At 68.3% G+C, this 17,664-nt stretch carries 14 protein-coding genes and 3 pseudogenes; 12 read left to right on the top strand and 5 right to left on the bottom strand.

All coding sequences use genetic code 11. From position 1 onward, the window contains the following. Positions 1-294 precede the first annotated feature (294 nt). From uvrB to P1N55_RS10420, 8 genes and pseudogenes are all read left to right on the top strand, one after another. Positions 295-2,355 carry an excinuclease ABC subunit UvrB gene (gene uvrB / locus P1N55_RS10450; RefSeq protein WP_276275565.1) on the top strand — a complete coding sequence of 687 codons (2,061 nt, stop codon included), beginning with the start codon at positions 295-297 and terminating at the stop codon, positions 2,353-2,355. Between the two features lie 53 nt (positions 2,356-2,408). After that, on the top strand, positions 2,409-2,870 hold the full coding sequence (locus P1N55_RS10445; protein ID WP_276275564.1) for an FKBP-type peptidyl-prolyl cis-trans isomerase: 462 nt from the start codon (positions 2,409-2,411) through the stop codon (positions 2,868-2,870). Positions 2,871-2,916: 46 nt separating this feature from the next. Beyond that, positions 2,917-3,405, top strand: coding sequence for a cation:proton antiporter regulatory subunit (locus tag P1N55_RS10440; RefSeq protein ID WP_276275563.1), 489 nt, complete (start codon positions 2,917-2,919; stop codon positions 3,403-3,405). After that, positions 3,405-4,601 carry a cation:proton antiporter gene (locus P1N55_RS10435; protein ID WP_276275562.1) on the top strand — a complete coding sequence of 399 codons (1,197 nt, stop codon included), beginning with the start codon at positions 3,405-3,407 and terminating at the stop codon, positions 4,599-4,601. Before P1N55_RS10440 ends, P1N55_RS10435 begins: the two co-directional genes overlap by 1 nt. A 361-nt stretch (positions 4,602-4,962) precedes the next feature. Further along, a pseudogene (locus tag P1N55_RS19955) lies at positions 4,963-5,364 on the top strand (alpha/beta fold hydrolase); the annotation flags it as partial. A gap of 152 nt (positions 5,365-5,516) precedes the next feature. Beyond that, entirely contained in the window at positions 5,517-5,801 is a 285-nt protein-coding gene (locus P1N55_RS19950) for an alpha/beta fold hydrolase (RefSeq protein ID WP_407067181.1), read from the top strand. 171 nt (positions 5,802-5,972) lie between these two features. Then, positions 5,973-6,446: a hypothetical protein gene (locus P1N55_RS10425; RefSeq protein ID WP_276275560.1), complete on the top strand. Its 474-nt coding sequence runs from the start codon at positions 5,973-5,975 to the stop codon at positions 6,444-6,446. A 25-nt stretch (positions 6,447-6,471) separates the two neighbouring features. Further along, on the top strand, positions 6,472-6,897 hold the full coding sequence (locus tag P1N55_RS10420) for a hypothetical protein (RefSeq protein WP_276275559.1): 426 nt from the start codon (positions 6,472-6,474) through the stop codon (positions 6,895-6,897). On the opposite strand, the pseudogene P1N55_RS10415 reads toward P1N55_RS10420, so the two are convergent. From P1N55_RS10415 to P1N55_RS10405, 3 genes and pseudogenes are all read right to left on the bottom strand, one after another. Then, a pseudogene (locus P1N55_RS10415) lies at positions 6,898-7,814 on the bottom strand (M48 family metallopeptidase). Positions 7,815-8,756: 942 nt separating this feature from the next. Next, positions 8,757-10,492: pseudogene (locus P1N55_RS10410) on the bottom strand (excinuclease ABC subunit C). Between the two features lie 33 nt (positions 10,493-10,525). After that, positions 10,526-11,122 carry a hypothetical protein gene (locus tag P1N55_RS10405; RefSeq protein WP_276275558.1) on the bottom strand — a complete coding sequence of 199 codons (597 nt, stop codon included), beginning with the start codon at positions 11,120-11,122 and terminating at the stop codon, positions 10,526-10,528. Positions 11,123-11,362: 240 nt separating this feature from the next. On the opposite strand from P1N55_RS10405, the gene P1N55_RS10400 reads away from it, so the two are divergent. The 4 genes from P1N55_RS10400 (at position 11,363) to ligA (ending at position 15,671) form a co-directional block, all read left to right on the top strand. Beyond that, positions 11,363-11,854, top strand: a complete 492-nt coding sequence (locus P1N55_RS10400) for a zinc ribbon domain-containing protein (RefSeq protein ID WP_276275557.1) — start codon at positions 11,363-11,365, stop codon at positions 11,852-11,854. Between the two features lie 107 nt (positions 11,855-11,961). Further along, on the top strand, positions 11,962-13,020 hold the full coding sequence (locus P1N55_RS10395; RefSeq protein ID WP_276278708.1) for a pyridoxal-phosphate-dependent aminotransferase family protein: 1,059 nt from the start codon (positions 11,962-11,964) through the stop codon (positions 13,018-13,020). Positions 13,021-13,211: 191 nt separating this feature from the next. Beyond that, positions 13,212-13,553 (top strand): HalOD1 output domain-containing protein, encoded by a 342-nt coding sequence (locus P1N55_RS10390; protein WP_276275556.1) that lies wholly within the window; start codon positions 13,212-13,214, stop codon positions 13,551-13,553. Between the two features lie 24 nt (positions 13,554-13,577). Continuing rightward, positions 13,578-15,671, top strand: coding sequence for an NAD-dependent DNA ligase LigA (gene ligA / locus P1N55_RS10385; RefSeq protein ID WP_276275555.1), 2,094 nt, complete (start codon positions 13,578-13,580; stop codon positions 15,669-15,671). A 6-nt stretch (positions 15,672-15,677) separates the two neighbouring features. On the opposite strand, the gene P1N55_RS10380 is transcribed toward ligA, so the two are convergent. Then, positions 15,678-16,712 carry an ABC transporter permease subunit gene (locus P1N55_RS10380; RefSeq protein ID WP_276275554.1) on the bottom strand — a complete coding sequence of 345 codons (1,035 nt, stop codon included), beginning with the start codon at positions 16,710-16,712 and terminating at the stop codon, positions 15,678-15,680. Then, positions 16,709-17,623, bottom strand: a complete 915-nt coding sequence (locus tag P1N55_RS10375; RefSeq protein WP_276275553.1) for an ABC transporter ATP-binding protein — start codon at positions 17,621-17,623, stop codon at positions 16,709-16,711. Before P1N55_RS10375 ends, P1N55_RS10380 begins: the two co-directional genes overlap by 4 nt. Positions 17,624-17,664: the final 41 nt, after the last annotated feature.

Here is a 17,664-nt window from a genome sequence, read left to right as displayed (position 1 = left end):
TTGTGATCTGAAGATCGCCAGCGGCGATTTTCAGCATCTCGAAAGACGCGTCGCGTCTTTCGGTGACGTCGTCGGGGTTCGCCGATAGCACGGCCTCTGCTCACGGGCACTGCGTGCCCGTTCGCACGGCCCGAGGGACCGCCGGTCCCTCGCTGCCTTTCAGCCCCACCCGAAGCCGGATGGCCAGCCGGCATGGGTGGGGCTTTCTGGCTCTACAACCCGAATACCGCTTCACTAAACACTACCGCTCAGACTCTCGCTAGCCTCAAGTTCATCCAGCCCTACCCTCGGGTAATGACCGACGCCGGTAGCCCCCTCTCCATCGACCGCCCGGACGCAGACAGCGAGTTCCGGGTCGACGCCCCGTTCGACCCCGCTGGCGACCAGCCCGAGGCAATCGAGCAACTGGCCGCGGGGTATCGCGACGGGATGGACAAACAGACCCTGCTGGGCGTGACGGGGTCGGGCAAGACCAACACCGTCTCTTGGGTAGTTGAAGAATTACAGACACCGACGTTGGTTATTGCTCACAACAAAACCTTAGCGGCCCAACTCTATGAGGAATTTCGGAATCTATTCCCGGATAATGCAGTAGAATATTTTGTATCCTACTACGACTACTACCAGCCCGAGGCCTACGTCGAGCAGACGGACACCTTCATCGACAAGGACGCCTCGATCAACGACGAGATCGACCGCCTGCGCCACTCCGCGACGCGCTCGCTGCTGACGCGGGACGACGTCATCGTCGTCGCTTCCGTCTCGGCCATCTACGGCCTCGGTGACCCGCGAAACTACGTCGACATGTCCCTCTCGCTCGAGGTCGGACAGGAGATCGACCGTGACGACCTGCTGGGCCGACTCGTCGACCTCAACTACGAGCGCAACGACGTGGACTTCACGCAGGGCACCTTCCGCGTGCGGGGCGACACGCTCGAGATCTACCCCATGTACGGTCGCTACGCGCTGCGCGTGGAGTTCTGGGGCGACGAGATCGACCGGATGCTCAAGGTCGACCCCCTGGAGGGGACGGTCGTCCGGGAGGAACCCGCGGCGCTGGTCCACCCCGCGGAGCACTACTCCATCCCCGAACAGCGCCTCGAACGCGCTATCGACGAGATCGAGGAACTGCTCGAACAGCGCATCCGGTACTTCGAGCGCAAGGGGAACGCCGTCGCCGCCCAGCGCATCGAGGAGCGGACCCGCTTCGACATCGAGATGATGCAGGAGACGGGCTACTGCTCGGGCATCGAGAACTACTCGGTCCACCTCTCGGACCGCGAGACCGGCGAAGCGCCCTACACGCTGCTCGATTACTTCCCCGAGGACTTCCTCACCGTCGTCGACGAGTCCCACCAGACCCTGCCCCAGATCCGCGGGCAGTTCGCCGGCGACAAGTCCCGCAAGGAGAGCCTCGTCGAGAACGGCTTCCGCCTCCCGACGGCGTTCGACAACCGGCCGCTGACCTTCGAGGAGTTCGAAGAAAAGACCGACCGCACGTTGTACGTCTCTGCGACGCCGGGCGACTACGAGCGCGAGCACAGCGGCCAGATCGTCGAGCAGATCGTCCGACCGACCCACCTCGTGGACCCCACCGTCGAGGTCTCGTCGGCGACGGGGCAGGTCGACGACCTCATGGCTCGCATCGACGAGCGCATCGAGCGCGACGAGCGGACGCTGGTGACGACGCTCACCAAGCGGATGGCCGAAGACCTGACGGAGTACCTGGAGGAGGCGGGTATCGACGTCGCCTACATGCACGACGAGACCGACACGCTGGAGCGCCACGAACTCATCCGGTCGCTCCGCCTGGGCGAGATCGACGTGCTGGTGGGCATCAACCTCCTCCGCGAGGGCCTGGACATCCCCGAGGTGTCGCTCGTCGCGATTCTGGACGCCGACCAGCAGGGATTCCTCCGGTCGGAGACGACGCTCGTCCAGACGATGGGGCGGGCGGCCCGGAACGTCAACGGCGAGGTCGTCCTGTACGCCGACGAGCGCAGCGACGCGATGAACGCGGCCATCGAGGAGACCCAGCGCCGCCGGCGCATCCAGCAACAGTTCAACGAGGAACACGGGCACGAACCGACGACCATCGAGAAGGCCGTCGGCGAGACCAACCTCCCCGGGAGCAAGACCGACACCGGCGGCGTCGCCGGCGAGGGCGCGGCCGACGCGGACGAGGCCGCCCGGATGGTGGCTGACCTGGAGGAACGGATGCAGGAGGCTGCCAGCAACCTGGAGTTCGAACTCGCCGCGGACATCCGCGACCGCATCCGCGAACTCCGCGAGGAGTTCGATCTCGACGGCGGCGACGAGGACGGCGGCGTTCCCGCGCCCCGCTCGGAGTTCTGAGCGCGACGGCCACGGACCCCGTCCTTTATCAGTCGCCTTCGCGTCTCGCCGCTATGCCGATCACTGCCGGTGACACAGTCACCATCGAGTACGTCGGTCGCCACGACGACGGGACCGTCTTCGACACCTCCCGCGAGTCGGTCGCCGAGGAGGCGGGCCTTGAGACGGCCCGCGAGTTCAGTCCGCTCACGGTCGAGGTCGGGTCCGGCCAGGTCATCGAGGGCCTGGACGATGCCCTCGAAGGAATGGTTGAGGGCGACACCGATACCGTCACCATCCCGCCCGAAGCGGGGTACGGCGAGCGAAGCGAAGATCGGGTCGTCGAGTACGACGCCGACGATTTCGCCGCGATGGTCGAGGGCCACACGCCCCGGGAGGGCATGCAGATCCAGACCGAACAGGGCCTCCCGGGCACTGTCTCTCACGTCGACGACGAGGTCGTTCGTGTCGACTTCAACCACGACCTGGCCGGCGAGACGCTGACCTTCGAGGTCGAGATCCTCGCCGTCGAGTGACGGCCACGGGCCCGAAATTTATCTCCGCTCGCCGAGTTACTCCGGTATGACCGTCTACGAGACCGACGTCCCCGGCGTCGGCAAGAAGTTCGAGGTCGACTTAGACGGCGGGGAGCGCCTCGTCCTGGTGTTGCACCACGACGGCAAACGCGAGTTCTTCCACAAGTCCGACCCCGACGCGGACGCCGAGCGACTCTTCACGCTCTCGGGCCAGCGCGCCCGCGAGGTCGGTGCCATCATCCAGGGAGCGTACTTCCAGCCCGTGGAGCTGAGCGACGTCGACGTCCCGCTTGGCGACGCCATCATCGAGTGGGTCGACGTCGAGACGGGGTGTGGCCTGGACGGCCAGACGCTCGCCGACGCCAACCTGCGCAAGCGGACGGGAGCCTCCGTCATCGCCATCCAGCGCGGGGGCGAGACGATTCCCAACCCCGATCCCGACGACTCGTTCCACGCGGGCGATATCCTCGTCGCGCTGGGGACCCGCGAGGAACTCGACGCCCTGGAAGCGCTGGTCGAAGCGGACGGCGACTGATGGCCGAGCTGCTGCTGGAGGTCGGCATCGCGCTGACCGGTATCGCCGTCGCCGGGGCGGCCGCGACGCGTGGCACCCTCTCGGTCATCCCGGCTTACATCGTCGTCGGCATCGTCCTCGGCCCGAACGAACCGACGTCGGTGCTCGGCGTCCCGGTTGCCCTCGTGGGTGACAGAGAGTTCATCGACGTCCTGGCCGAACTGGGCGTGGTCTTCCTCCTCTTCTTCCTCGGCCTGGAGTTCAGCGTCAACCAGCTCCTCGAGGACCGCAAGCGCATCACCACCGTCGGAAGCCTCGACTTCGTCGTCAACTTCGGCGTCGGCGCGGCCATCGGCCTGGCGCTCGGGTGGACCGTCGTCGAGACGCTCTTCCTGGCCGGCATCGTCTATATCTCCTCGAGCGCCGTCGTCACCAAGTCGCTCATCGAGGAGGGCTGGATCGCCAACGACGAGTCCAGCCCAATCCTGGGGACGCTCGTCTTCGAGGACATCCTCATCGCGGTCTACCTGGCCCTGCTCGCGGCCATCACCGGTGGCGGCGGCCTCCGCGAGGGACTGGTCTCGGTCGGGACGGCGTTTCTCTTCCTGGGCGGCCTCGCGGCCGTCGCCTGGTACGGCGCGGGCTGGCTCGACCGGGTCTTCGACACCACGTCCGACGAGCTGTTTGTCCTGCGCATTGTCGGCCTCACGACGCTCGTGGCCGGTGCGGCGCTCGCACTCGGGGTCAGCGAGGCCGTCGCCGCGTTCTTCCTCGGGACGGGCCTGAGCCAGACCAGTCACGTCGAGCGCATCGAACACGTCGTCACGCCCGCGCGTGACATCTTCGCAGCGGTGTTCTTCTTCAGCATCGGGCTGACGACGGACGTGACCCTCGTGGCCGGCGTCGCCGGCATCGTCGCCGTCGCGGTCGTCTTCACGACGCTCGCGAAGTTCACCAGCGGCTCGCTCTCGGGACGGGTCTACGACCTCTCGACCCGGCGCTCGCTGCGGGTCGGTCTCGGTCTCGTCCCCCGGGGAGAGTTTTCGCTCGTCCTTGCGACGCTCGCCGCCAGCATCGGGACCGGCCGGCTCGGGACGGTCATCCCCGCGTTCACCGTCGGCTACGTACTCGTGATGAGCATCCTCGGCTCGGTGCTCATCCAGCGGGCCGATAGCATCACCGACACGCTGCTCGCCCGGACGGCGAGCACCGAGTGAGGCGGCCCGCGACTTTCCTCGCCCGAGTCGGCAGCACACCACCAGGTAGCCAGTTCTCACCCGCGCTCCCGACCAAGAGCATCCGGTGGCGCCGCCGAGAATCCGGTGACGGCCGGTCCAGACCGGCTGTGCCGGACTGCACTCGTCGACTGCTCGATGCGAGGCTGGACACATCCGACCACAATCAGTTGCCGTTCCGTTGCCTTTCTACTGTGGTCGGGGTCGGCTTCCGAATCTCGATTTGATATAGCGAAATAGAATATACTACGGTGGACTCCCCTCACACAGGTTCGCCGCCGAAACGGCCCGACAACTCCAGTATCGCCCAAAACGCTTCGGTGTCGCGTGCCCAAGCTCGGCCATGGACTCCGACGCGACCGTCACGGTCGACGGCGACCGCATCCACTACCTCGCTGCCGGCGACGGCCCCCCGGTCGTCCTCTTGCACGGCGGCATCATCGACGCGGCCGACGTCACCTGGCCGCCGGTCGTCGACAGACTCGCGTCCGACCACACCGTTGTCGTTCCGGACCTGCTCGGCTACGGCGAGAGCGACCTGCCGCCGGGGCCCTACTCGGTCCAGCGCCACGCGGACGTCGTCGCCGGCTTCCTGGCGGAACTTGACCTGGCTCCCGCGACGTTGGTCGGCCACTCGTTGGGCGGCGGGGTCGCCATCCAGGTTGCGCTCGACCGGCCGGACGCGGTGACCGGACTGGTCCCCGTCGACGCCTACGGGCTGGGTGCCACGCTTCCGAACGGCCGGCTCTCGTACCTGCTCGCTCGCGTGCAGGTCCTCAACGAGATCGCCGTCGCCCTCTTCCGGCGGAGCTGCGGCCTCACGCGGGCCAGCCTGGGCGGTATCGTCCACGACCTCGAGGCCTCCCCGCCGCTGCCGTCGACGCCGTCTTCGAAGAGGTGCAGCGACCGGCCGCGGGCGCGGCGTTCCGGCGGTTCCGGACCGCCGAGATCACCACCGAGGGCTACCGGACGACCTTCCGGGACCGATTCGACGCTGTCTCGGTGCCCGCCCACTTCGTCCACGGGGCCGAGGACCAGCTGTTCCCGGTCTCGTGGGCCGAGCGGGCCGCCGACCGGGTTCCCGACGCGACGCTGACCGTCTTAGACGACTGTGGCCACTGGGCGCCACGGGAACGGCCCGGGCGCGTCGCAGCACAGATTCGAACGGCTGTCGAGGGCTGAGGGTGCGGATTCGACGGAACAGAGCGGTTTTTACCGTTCAAGGGACCGTCCAGCAGTTCTGGGAATAAACCTCTAACCGCTATATCGAATGCCTCACTGCCGTCTGGACCCCGGCTCTCGGGGATGGAGCGAGACAGCATCGTTTTCCCCGGGACGGCCGAATCAGGGGGTATGCCCGCCGTTCCGCCCCACTGCCGACTTGACGTGTCACTTCCGGACGCCGCTGGCGACTACTTCGCCCCCGAGCACGCGTCGCTGACGGCGTACCTCGACCTGGTCCCGGCGTCGCTGGACCCGGACGCGGGCGATGCAGCCTTCGGACCGGTCTTCCCACTGCCGTGGTTCTACGTCGCCGACCTGACCGGGTGGCACGGGAGTGCGCTGGCCCGGCTGCTGGCCGCCGAGGTCGGCGGTCCGTGCTACCAGCTGTCGACGAGCGCCCGCGATTCGGTGCCGACGCTCTGGACGATACTCGAAGCGAGTGCCAGCGGACCGGTCGTCGTGTACGTCGAACTCCGGGGGGGAGACCGGTCCGGTCCCGCCGACGCTCAGAGAGGCCGTCGCCCGGGGCTACGAACGGCCCGCGACCGACGACCGGAGCGCCATCTCTGGCGACCCCGCCCACGCTGTCGTCGTCTTCACTGACACCAGCCCGTCGAAGCGCCTGGACGTGCCACTCCCGGATTCGACCACGCCGCTCGCCGGCGCCGTCCTCTCGTATGCCCCCCGTCGCGGCATGCTCCCGGAACTGCCCGACGGGACGACCTATCTCGACGATCCGCCCGCGATTCACGACCGGGAGGCGAAACTCGAGGCACTTCTCTCGGAGGCAATCGACGCGGGGTCGGCGGCGGCACGCGAGACGTTCGTCGCCGGGGCCGTCGAGACGCTCTCGATAACGCACTCGCTGGTCGGCAAACGCGACCTGCTGTTCGACGTCTCGCCCCGCGTCGCGCTAAAGTACGGCCCGATGCTCGACAGAACATCGCCCTCGAAGGCACTCGAACGGCTCCAGGCCGACGTTGTCCAGCAGGTGCCCCAGACGCCAGGGAGCGAGAACCTCCGGACGACGCTCCGTGACCTCTTTCCCGCGTGATCAGCGGCGAATCTGCATCGGAACGCCATCGCGCTCTGCGCGCTCGACGAGTCGGTCGATGCGCTCGTCCATCGGCGGATGTGTCGAGAGCAGCCGCGACAGCGCGTTGTCGTCCTCGCCGTGGACGTACAGTGGCGTCAACAGCCCCAGGTCCGGCGTCGATGCGCGCTCGATCTTCCGTAACGCCCGCGCGAGCGCGAGGGGGTTGCCCGTCACCGCCGCCGCCCGGTCGTCGGCCGCCCACTCCCGCCGGCGGGAGTACGCGAGGACGAGCAGCGTCAGGGCAACGGTCAGGAGCCCGACGACCCCGAGCGCGCTGTGCTGGACCCGCCCGAGCAGCGACTCGGTCCACCGGTCCGGCCGCCCCCGGACCAGTGCCAGCGCCCTGGCGATGCCACCGGCCAGAATCACGAGCGGGAGGACGAGCACGACGACGAGCCCGACGAGGTTCTGGAACAGGCTGTAGGCGAGCGTCTGGACCAGCGCATCCCGGTTCTCGAGGTGTGCCACTCGTGGGCGAACAGCGCCTCTAGTTCGTCTCCCGAGAGGAAACCGAACAGCCGGCTGTCGACGACGATCGCTCCCTGGGTCCCGCCGACCGCGAAGGCGTTTGGCACCGGCAGGCGGGCGACGAGCAGCCGCGGGGTCTGGACGTCCATGCGTTCGGTGAGCCACGCCAGGCGCTGGTAGACGCCCGGTGCGCGGGCGTACGGGAGTTCGACAGCGTCCAGCGACCGCTTGAGCTGTGTCGTCCCGGCCCAGTAACTCACCAGGCCGAAGAGGACGGCCCCGGACAGTATCGCAATCGCTGCCACCGCCGGCGAGGGGCGGCGCGCCCACAGCTCGACGAACAGGCGGTAGCCGACCCCCGCCGCCAGCACGTAGACACAGAGCGACGCGATCCCGACGACCGCCATCGCGAGTCGTCGTCCAGGGTGCATGGCCAGGGCTAGGTGGGGGCCGTTGAAATCGCTTCGGTGGCCCCCTCGTCGGGCTCGGGTGCCGAGTTTCCGGATGACGACTGGCGCTCTTTCCCGGAGCCGTTCTGTGTCCGCCTGCACCGGCCAGCGGCCGATTTCGTATAGCGGCCACTGATATACAGCGTCAGACGCCAACCGATACCTATCGACCAGAGAATACACTCTCAGTCGGCTCTGGGGGTCGAAATCGGACGAATTCCCCCAACCACCCCCCGGCGAGGGAATCCACTTCCCTGAAGCGCTCTCTCGGCCGGTCAGCGAAGCGACAGGGGTCGGCGATAGACCGCCTTGAGCACGCTCTGAGGGACTTGGCCGCAGTCCGACGGCCGCGCGACACGGCAGTTGGGACTCTCCGACCTGCTGGCGACTCAAATCCGACCCGGCGGCCTCTTCACTGGGTGGGTTCCGGGGACGGCGATGATGTTCCCCCGCAGCCAGGTCGCGTGTCTGGCTGAGTGTTACCGTCTGCCACGCGGGAGGTCAGTCGAGAAGCCCCTTCGACGTCGACGACGGGTCCCGGAGAGAGCTAGCACGTACGGCCACCCCCGCCGTTCTGGCCCAGGCGGGCGGCGGTGGTAGACTACCCACGGACTTTGCCAGGGGCACGATCAGCGCGGCCGCGCCACCGGCTGCCCGCCTGGCGGTGCTGGCCGGGCACTGACGACTACGACGACGGAGTTGTCTCGACGACGACCGCCAGCCGTCTGTCACTACGCCTGCGGTCAGCGCCCCGACTGAGTGTCGCCTCGCGAGCGGCGGTTCGGACGGCGCCGCGTTGCACCGGACAGAGGACGACTGAAACCCACGAAATGGGCGTTATTGGCGACTCACGCACAGCTCGACGGTTTCGAGCAATATATCGATAACCGCTATACAGAATCAGCCCAGCCGGGTCCGAATCGTCTCCGCCGTGGCCTCGCCGACGCCCTCGACGGCGGTCAGTTCGTCCACCGACGCGGCCCGGATGCCGTCGACGCTGCCAAAGCGCCGGAGCAGGCGGGTCCGCGTCTTCGGGCCGATGCCGGGCACGTCGTCGAGCGCCGTCGAGACGTCGTCCCGGAGCGTCTGGTGGTACTGGACGGCGAAGCGGTGGGCCTCGTCCCGGACGCGCTGGAGCAGGTGCAGGTGCGGGGCGTCGTCGGGCCAGTCGTAGACCCCGTCGGGCGTGACGACGCGTTCCTCGTCTTTCGCGAGCGCGATGGCCGGGACGTCCCATCCCGTCTCGGCCAGCGCGTCGCGGGCCGCGCCCAGCTGGCCGTCGCCGCCGTCGATGAGCAGCAGGTCCGGGTCGGGCCTGTCGTCCCTGCCTTCGAGGGCACGTCTCGCCCGCCACCGGACCAGGTCACGCATGTTCGCGTAGTCGTCGTTGCGTTCGGTGAGTTTCTTCCGCCGGTAGCCCGACGTCTCCGACCGGCCGTCGACGAACGTGACGTTCGACCCGACGACGCTCCTGCCCTGGGCGTGGCTCACGTCGAAGCCCTCGATGCGTTCGGGCCGGGCGATACCGAGCGCGTCGGCGAGTCGTCCCACACCGTCGTCGGTGCCCCCCCGCTGGCGGGCGTTCTTCAGGGCGAGGTCGACCAGCGTCGCCTCCCGGCCGGCGCCGGGGACCCGCAGTGCCACACCCTCGCCCGCCAGCCACCCCTCCAGTTCGGCGTCGGCGGGGGCTTCCGCACAGAGGATGGCGTCCGGCAACTCGCGTTCGGCGTAGTACTGCGGGATGAACGCCCGGTAGACGCCCGCGGCGCCCTCGTCGTCGGGGGCGTCGAGCGTGTGCCGGGACCGGTCGACGAGTTTGCCGCCCTCGGCGTGCAGGCGGGCGACGATGGCACGCTCGCCTTCGACGGCAACGCCGAGCACGTCGGTCGTCTCCGAGTGGGTCGTGTCGCTGACGGCGCTGTCCCCGCCGCTGTGGAACGCCTCGACGGCGTCGAGCTTGTCCCTGAGGTTGGCGGCCCGCTCGAACTCCCGGGCCGCGGCGGCGGCCTCCATCTCCCGGCGCAGGGGGTCCGCCAGAATGCCAGTCTCACCCTCGAAGAAGCGGGTCACCGATTCGACGTCCTGGGCGTACGCCTCGTCGCTGATCTCGCCGGTACAGGGGGCGGTACAGATACCCATCTCGTAGTCCAGACAGGGGCGTTCGCGCGTGCTGTACTTGTGGTCCGAACACCCCCGCAGGCCGTATGTCTCCCGGAGCGCCTTGATGACTGTCTCCACGCGGCCCTTGTCGGTGAACGGGCCGTACACCGTCGCTCCCTCCGCGGGGTCGCGGGTCACCTCGATTCGCGGGACGGGGTGGTCGGTGAGCTGCACCAGCGGGTAGGACTTGTCGTCTTTCAGGCGGACGTTGTAGGGCGGCCGGTGGCGCTTGATGAGGTTGGCCTCGAGCAGGAGCGCCTGGGTCTCCGTGTCGGTGACCGCGAAGTCGATGCGGTCGGCTCGCGCGACCATCTTCGCGATGCGGGTCCCCCGGGGGTCGCCGTAGGACCGGACGCGACTCCGCAGGTCGACGGCCTTCCCGACGTAGAGCACCCTGTCCGCGTCGGTCTCGAACTGGTAGACGCCCGGCTCGCGGGGAGTTCACCGGCTCGGTCGCGGACCGCCGCTGTGTCCATCACCCCGGGGTTGGCGCTCGGCGGAGTTGAACGTCACGGGAGCGGGCCGTCGGCGGGGGCGTCCCCGGGGCGGAGGGCCGCCCTGACTCGGTCGACGACGCCCTCGTCGGCGGGCGCCGACAGCGTGACGTCCTCGCCGCCGGCCACGCGCACGACGAGGACGCGCTCCCGGCTCCACGCGTACACGCCCAGCACGACCGCCGCGAGCGCCAGCGCCAGGCCGCCGAACAGCTGCATGAGGTCGTCGAGCTGGGCCAGTAGCGTCAGCATGGTCTGGAGCAGCCCCAGCATCTGGCCGATGCCGACGGCGCTGGCCGCCTGGCCGCCGTCGACAGCGACGCCCGCGACCATGCTGTCGAAGCTGACGAACTGCCCCGCCGCGACGAGGACGACGCCGGCGACGAGTGCCTTGATGCCCTGCTCTAGGAACGTCGGTTCGCCGCTGGTCGTCACGTCGACGCCTTCGACGTTCGGCCGGTCGACGGCGCGGTAGTTCGGCCCGTCGCGGTCGGGCGTGAACGCGAGCACGCGGTGACTCGTCACCACGAGGCCGCCCGTACCCACGCGGACCTCCGTCTCGACGGTTTCCCCGTCGTACAGGAGGTCCCCGGCCCGTTCGACCCAGTCCATACCCACCGTTGTGCGTACTCCGATTTGAATGTGCGCACTCCGCCGGTGGTCGTGTTTAGGTAAACGTATCGGGAGTGAGCGGCCAGCAAGCCCCCCGCGCTTTCGGTCCGGCCGTGCTGGCCGACCGCCCGGTTTCAGCCGACGCGTTCTGACACACTAGCATCCGTGCCACTGTACAGGCTCCCGAGTCTGCCCCACCGACCCAAACGGCTAACTTCACGACCGACGACAGCACGGACAATGCGCCCTGACCCTCGCTGTCCCCACTGTAACGAGAAGGTGAGTTCGACGGCCACCTGGTGTATGCACTGTGGCGCGGACTTCGAGGAACCGGTCGATGCGGGCGGGTCGGACCTGGCGTCGGTCCTGGAACGGGGCGACACGGACGACGTCCTGGTCGTCGTCGGCGACAGCGAGTACGGCCCGTCGGCCGCCGGCATCGTGCTCGGGGCCGTCGCCCTGTTTACGCTCCCGGTCGTCTCGCCGCCGGGGGTCACGCTGCTGTACCTCGTCGCCGTCGTCGCCGTCGGCTACCTGGCCGCCCAGCGCGAGACGTTCGCGGACGCCGTCGACCGGGGCGTCCAGCTGCTCGCGCTCGCGCCCTTCGCCCTCTGGGTGGTCGCCGCACTCGGCGGGCGGCCCGTGGGGTTTGGCGTCCTCGTCGGCCCGGTGGTCTACGCCGCCCTCCTGCTCTTTGCCGCCCGCAGAATTCGGGGTCTCCTCGAGACCTGACCGCGCCGGTATCAAAACTACCATGCCACCTGGCTACGAGGGGCCAGGTATCGAGGTGTCACCCGTGACCGAAACGCGAATATACCGACGACTATCCAGAGAAGACGCTGTATCTCCCCGGCCCCACCGAGGTCCGCGAGGACGTCATCGACGCGATGGCCCAGCCGATGTTCGGCCACCGGATGGACCGGATGACCGACCTCTACACCACCATCGTCGAGGACACGAAGGAGTTCCTCGATACGGACAACGACGTCATCGTCCTCACGGCGTCGGGGACCGAGTTCTGGGAGGCGACGACGCTCAACCTCGTCGACGAGAAGATGCTCGTCCCCACGAGCGGCGCGTTCAGCGAGCGCCAGGCCAACGTCGCCGAGCGCCTGGGCAAGGACGTCGACCGCATCGAGTACGAGTGGGGCGAGGCCGTCAAGCCCGAGGACATCCAGGCGGCGCTCGAGTCGGGCGACTACGACGCCGTCGGCGCGGTGATGAACGAGACCTCGACCGGCGTGCGCAACCCGATCGAGGAGATCGGCGACCTGCTGGGTGACTACCCGGACACCTACTTCGTCGTCGACGCCATCTCCTGTCTCGGCGGGGACTACATCGACGTGGAGGCCCACAACATCGACTGCATCTTCACCTCCACGCAGAAGGCCTTCGCCATGCCCCCGGGCCTGGCGGTCTGCACCGTCAGCGACGCCGCCTACGAGCGCGAACTGGACACGGACTCTGCGTCGTGGTACGGCGGCTTCCAGCGCTGTCTGGACTACTACGACCGGAAGGGCCAGACCCACTCGACGCCGGCCATCCCGCTGATGCTTGCCTACCGCAAACAGATGAAACACATGCTCGAGGAGGGCCACCAGGCCCGCGACCGGCGCCACCGCGAGATGGCCGAGTACACCCGCGAGTGGGCCCGCAAGCACTTCGGTCTCTTCCCGGAGGCGGGATACGAGTCCCAGACGGTCACCTGCGTCGAGAACACCCGCGACATCGACGTCGCCGAGACCACCGCCGCCGTCTCCGAGCAGTACGACATGGTCTTCTCCAGTGGCTACGGCGACCTGAGCGAGGAGTCGTTCCGCATCGGTCACATGGGCGAACACACCGTCGAGAGCATCCGGGCGCTCACGGACGCCATCGAAGACGTCGCCGGCCTGTAGGCCGCGCGGTCAGCGGCCCGGCCGTCGATTCCCGCACCGACTCTCCCGGACGGGGACCGGGGTTCGGCGATTACCTGGGTTCCGGGGCTGTGATCGCCACTCTGCCGATTCTGTCGGCTGTTTCACATGCTGATAATGATGGGGAGACTATATGACATCCCAGCCGATAGTGGTACGTAGGTGACGATGAAATGAGTAAAAGCAACGTCGGACTTGATGCAACCGAGACGGCCAGACCGGGCCAGATTACTCGGGGGCACTTCGACTGGTCGGTCGTCGACCCGAGTACGGCCGTCGCGGAACTCCTGGCCGACGCCGCCGGCTGTGAGCCCGCCGAAGTCGGGCCCCTTTACGACACCGTCGACTCCGACGCGCTGGATTCGCTGGTTCGACACGGCGAGTCCGCGTCGGACTGCACCGTAACCTTCCCACGACGGCTTCGAGGTCAGCGTCTCGGGCGACGGCGAGGTGCTGGTCTACGCTCCGGAGACCACGGCCTGATTCCGGGTCGCGGACGTGACGTAGCGGCTTAGTACCCGGCCCCCCGAGCACTGGCAATGGCAGCTGCCTCCGACTCCGACCTCGGGGACAACCCGTACGTCGAGGACCCGCCGACGTCGTTCGCGGCCGTCGAGACGCTCGACCCCGACCAGGCCCGCGAGCAGACCGAGCAGTTGCGCGAGGCCATCCGCTATCACGACCACCGCTACTACGTCGAGGACGACCCGGTCATCGCCGACCGCGCCTACGACGCGCTCTTTGCCCGCTTGCAGACCCTCGAAGGCGCGTTCAACCTCGCGACGCCCGACAGTCCCACCCAGCGTGTCGGCGGCGAACCGCTCGAGGAACTGGGCGAACTCGAACACGTCGCCCCGATGCGTTCTATCGACCAGGGCGGCGAGGCCGACGACGTCCGGGCCTTCGACGAGCGCGTCCGCCGCGGCCTGGCCGACTCCGACGGCGCCATCGAGTACTTCTGTGAGCCGAAGTTCGACGGCCTCTCGGTGGAAGTGGTCTACGAGGACGGCGTCTACCAGCGGGCCGCCACCCGCGGGGACGGCGCGGTGGGCGAGGACGTCACCGCCAACGTCCGGACCATCGCGAGCGTCCCCCAGCGTCTGCGCGGCGAGTACCCGGACGTTCTCGCGGTCCGGGGCGAGGTGTACATGCCCCGGGACGCCTTCACCGAGTACAACCGCGAGCGCGTCGAGGCCGGCGACGACCCCTTCGCCAACCCGCGCAACGCCGCCGCCGGCACCCTCCGGCAGCTGGACCCGAGCGTCACCGCCCAGCGCCCCCTCTCCGTGTTCTTCTTCGGGGTGCTCGACGCCTCGACCGAGTTCGAGAGCCACGAGGCGATACACGACCGCCTCCCCGAGTGGGGCCTGCGCGTGTGCGACCGGGCGCGCGTCGTCGACGGCGCCGAGGCGGCCATCGACTACCGCGACGAGCAACTCGCCGCCCGCGACGACCTCGATTACGAGATCGACGGCGTCGTCCTCAAGGTCAACGACACCGACGCCTGCGAGGCGCTGGGGACCACCAGCCGCGCGCCGCGGTGGGCCTTTGCCTACAAGTTCCCCGCTCGCAAGGAGGAGACGACGGTGCGGGACATCGTCGTCCAGGTTGGCCGCACCGGCCGGCTCACCCCCGTCGCGCTGATGGACCCCGTCGAGGTGGGTGGCGTGACGGTGACTCGCGCCTCGCTGCACAATCCCTCGCTCGTCGCGGAACTGGGCGTCGACGTCGGCGACCGGGTGCGCATCAAGCGCGCCGGCGACGTCATCCCGGACGTCGTCGAGGTCGTCGAGACGGACGGCGATGGGCACTTCGAGTTCCCGGACACCTGCCCGGTCTGTTCGAGTCCCGTCGAGCGCGACGGCCCGATGGCCTACTGCACGGGCGAACTGACCTGTCCCGCCCAGCGCGAACGGGCCATCGAACACTACGCCAGCCGCGACGCGCTGGACATCGAGGGCCTGGGCGAGAAGGCCGTCGCCCAGCTGCTCGAGGCCGGCCTGGTCGAGAGCCCCGCCGACCTCTACGACCTCGCCGTCGCGGACCTGGCCGACCTGGAGGGGTGGGGCGAGACGAGCGCACAGAACCTCGTCGAAGCGGTCGAGGGGACCCGCGAACCGCCGCTCGCGGACTTCCTCGTCGCGCTGGGCATCCCGGACGTCGGTGGCGTCACCGCGCGGAACCTCGCCCGCGAGTTCGGTACGTTCGAGGCAGTCATGGCGGCCGCCGAGGACGGCGACACCGACGCCTTCGAGGCCGTCCCCGACGTCGGCCCCGAGGTCGCGGCCTCCGTCGTCGAGTTCTTCGGCCACGAGGGCAACCGCGCGGTGGTCGACCAGCTGCTGGAAGCGGTCGACCCACAGCCGGCCGAGGAGACCGGCGACGACGCCCTGGCGGGACTGACCTTCGTGTTCACCGGATCGCTCGAGGACTACACCCGCAGCGAGGCCCAGGACATAGTCGAGCGCCACGGCGGGTCGGCCACCTCCAGCGTCTCGGGCAACACGGACTACCTCGTCGTCGGCGACAGTCCCGGCCAGCGCAAGCGCGACGACGCCGCGGAGCACGACGTCGAGCAACTCGACGAGGCGGCGTTCGTCGACCTCCTCGGGGAACACGGCGTCGACGTCTGAGGCCGCTCAGAGGTCGACGATGTTGAAGGTGTAGTACGCGAGCGCGGCCGCGACGCCGATCCAGGCGACCATGTACACGAAGACCGCGGGATCCGAGACGTAGAACGGAATCGAGCGGGCGCTCTCGCCACAGACGGTCGTGTTACCAAAGAGGCCGCGCTGGACGGTCGCGTTCCCGTTGAGGACGCCGGTACAGATCTCCTGCATCTGGGTGCTGTTCTGGCTGAACATCCCGAACCGCGAGGAGCGCATCGCGTTCGAGCCCTCGGCCAGCATCGAGTTCGTCAGCGTCTTGTAGGCCTGGTTGGGGTTGACGAGCTTGACCAACAGGACGACGTTCCAGCGCAGCGACCCGGTGACACCCAGGTAGTCCGCGAGCAGGTCGCCGATGCCGTTGGCCAGCGAGTTCCACCCGAAGGTGAAGTAGAAGTAGACGAAGAAACTCGCGATGGCAGACCGGAAACTCGTCGAGAACGCCCCGGAGATGCTAACGACGATGGCGACGAAGACGACCGTGAAGGCCATCGTGTAGAGGACGAACAGGCCAAACAGGTCGCCCTTGAAGGTCAGCTCCGAGGCAACGAAAAACAGCGCCGTCAGCGCCAGGGCAAACCCGAGGGTGACGCCGGCGACGACACAGCGGCCAACGACCTTCCCGACCAGGACGTCCCGGCGCGAGAACGGCAGCGACAGCAGGAGCTTCAGCGACCCGCTGGTGCGTTCTTTGGTGATGGCGGCGTAGCCCACGAACAGGGCGACGACGGGCACCAGCAGCGTCACCATATTCAGGTACACAGAGGAGATGAGAAACTGCATCCCGATGTCCTGGCCCTGTGGCCCGAAGTCGAAGAAGCCGAAGACGACGCTCGCAGGCGGCAGCATGAAGAAGACGGTGAAGAGTACCGAGAGCACGAGGAAGCCCCGCGAGCGGATCGCGTCCTTGAACTCCTTCGCGACTGGGTACCAGTCGAACTGGTCGCGCAGCGCCGCGTCGACGCCGCTCATGTCCGAGCGCATGTTGCGGTCGTCGCGCCCGCTCATCGGTCCCCTCCCGTGTAGGTGGCAAAGAGGTCTTCCAGCGAGGCCTCGGTCGTCTCGAAGTCCGCCACCTCGGCGCCCGCGTCCTCGATGGCGTTGAGGATGGTCATCTTCGCGTCGCTCTCGCAGTTGATGGCGAGGCTGTCGCCGTCGGCCGACACCGACGAGACCACGTCCAGGCCCGTGACGGCCTCGAGGGCCGCGTCGGTGGCGCTGTCGGCGAGCGTGACGTGCAGCGTCGTCCCGCCCTCGGTCCGGTCACGCAACTCGTCGACGGAGTCCTTGGCGATGAGGCGCCCGTCCTGGAGGATGCCGACGGTGTCACAGACGGCCTCGACCTGGCCGAGGATGTGCGAGGAGAAGAAGACGGTCGCCCCCCGCTCGCTCTCCTCGCGGACGAGCTCGCGCATCATCCGGGCGCCGTTGGGGTCCAGGCCGGTGGAGGGCTCGTCTAAGATGAGCAAATCGGGCTGGTCGACCAGCGCCATCGCCAGCACGAGGCGCTGGGTCATCCCCTTCGAGTAGCCGCCGGCGGGGCGGGCGGCGGCCTCGGCGTCGAGGCCGACCCGCTCGAGCAGGTCCATCGGGTCGTCGTCGGCGTCTTTCGCCTCGACGACGAACTGCAGGTGCTCGCGCCCGGTGAGGCGCTCGTAGACGTCGTATCCCTCCGGGAGGACGCCGGTGCGATCCCTGATGGCTTTCGACTCCTCGCGGGTGTCGACACCCAGGACGGACGCTGATCCGGCGGTAGGCCGGACGAAGTCCAGAAGGATGTTGATGGTGGTCGACTTCCCGGCCCCGTTGGGGCCGAGGAAGCCGAACACCTCCCCCTCCTCGACGGTGAGGTCGACCTCTTCGAGGGCGGTGACGTCGCCGAATCGCTTCGTGACGCCGTCCAGTTCGATAGCGGCCATACGGCCGGGTTGTGACGGCATCCGGTATAGTCTTTCGTGTC

This window comes from Haloarcula regularis (assembly GCF_029338315.1).
In the GTDB taxonomy this organism is placed as follows: Archaea; Halobacteriota; Halobacteria; order Halobacteriales; family Haloarculaceae; genus Haloarcula; species Haloarcula regularis.
Note: the sequence above shows the minus strand (reverse complement) of the source record. Positions and strands in the feature narration are given on the sequence as shown.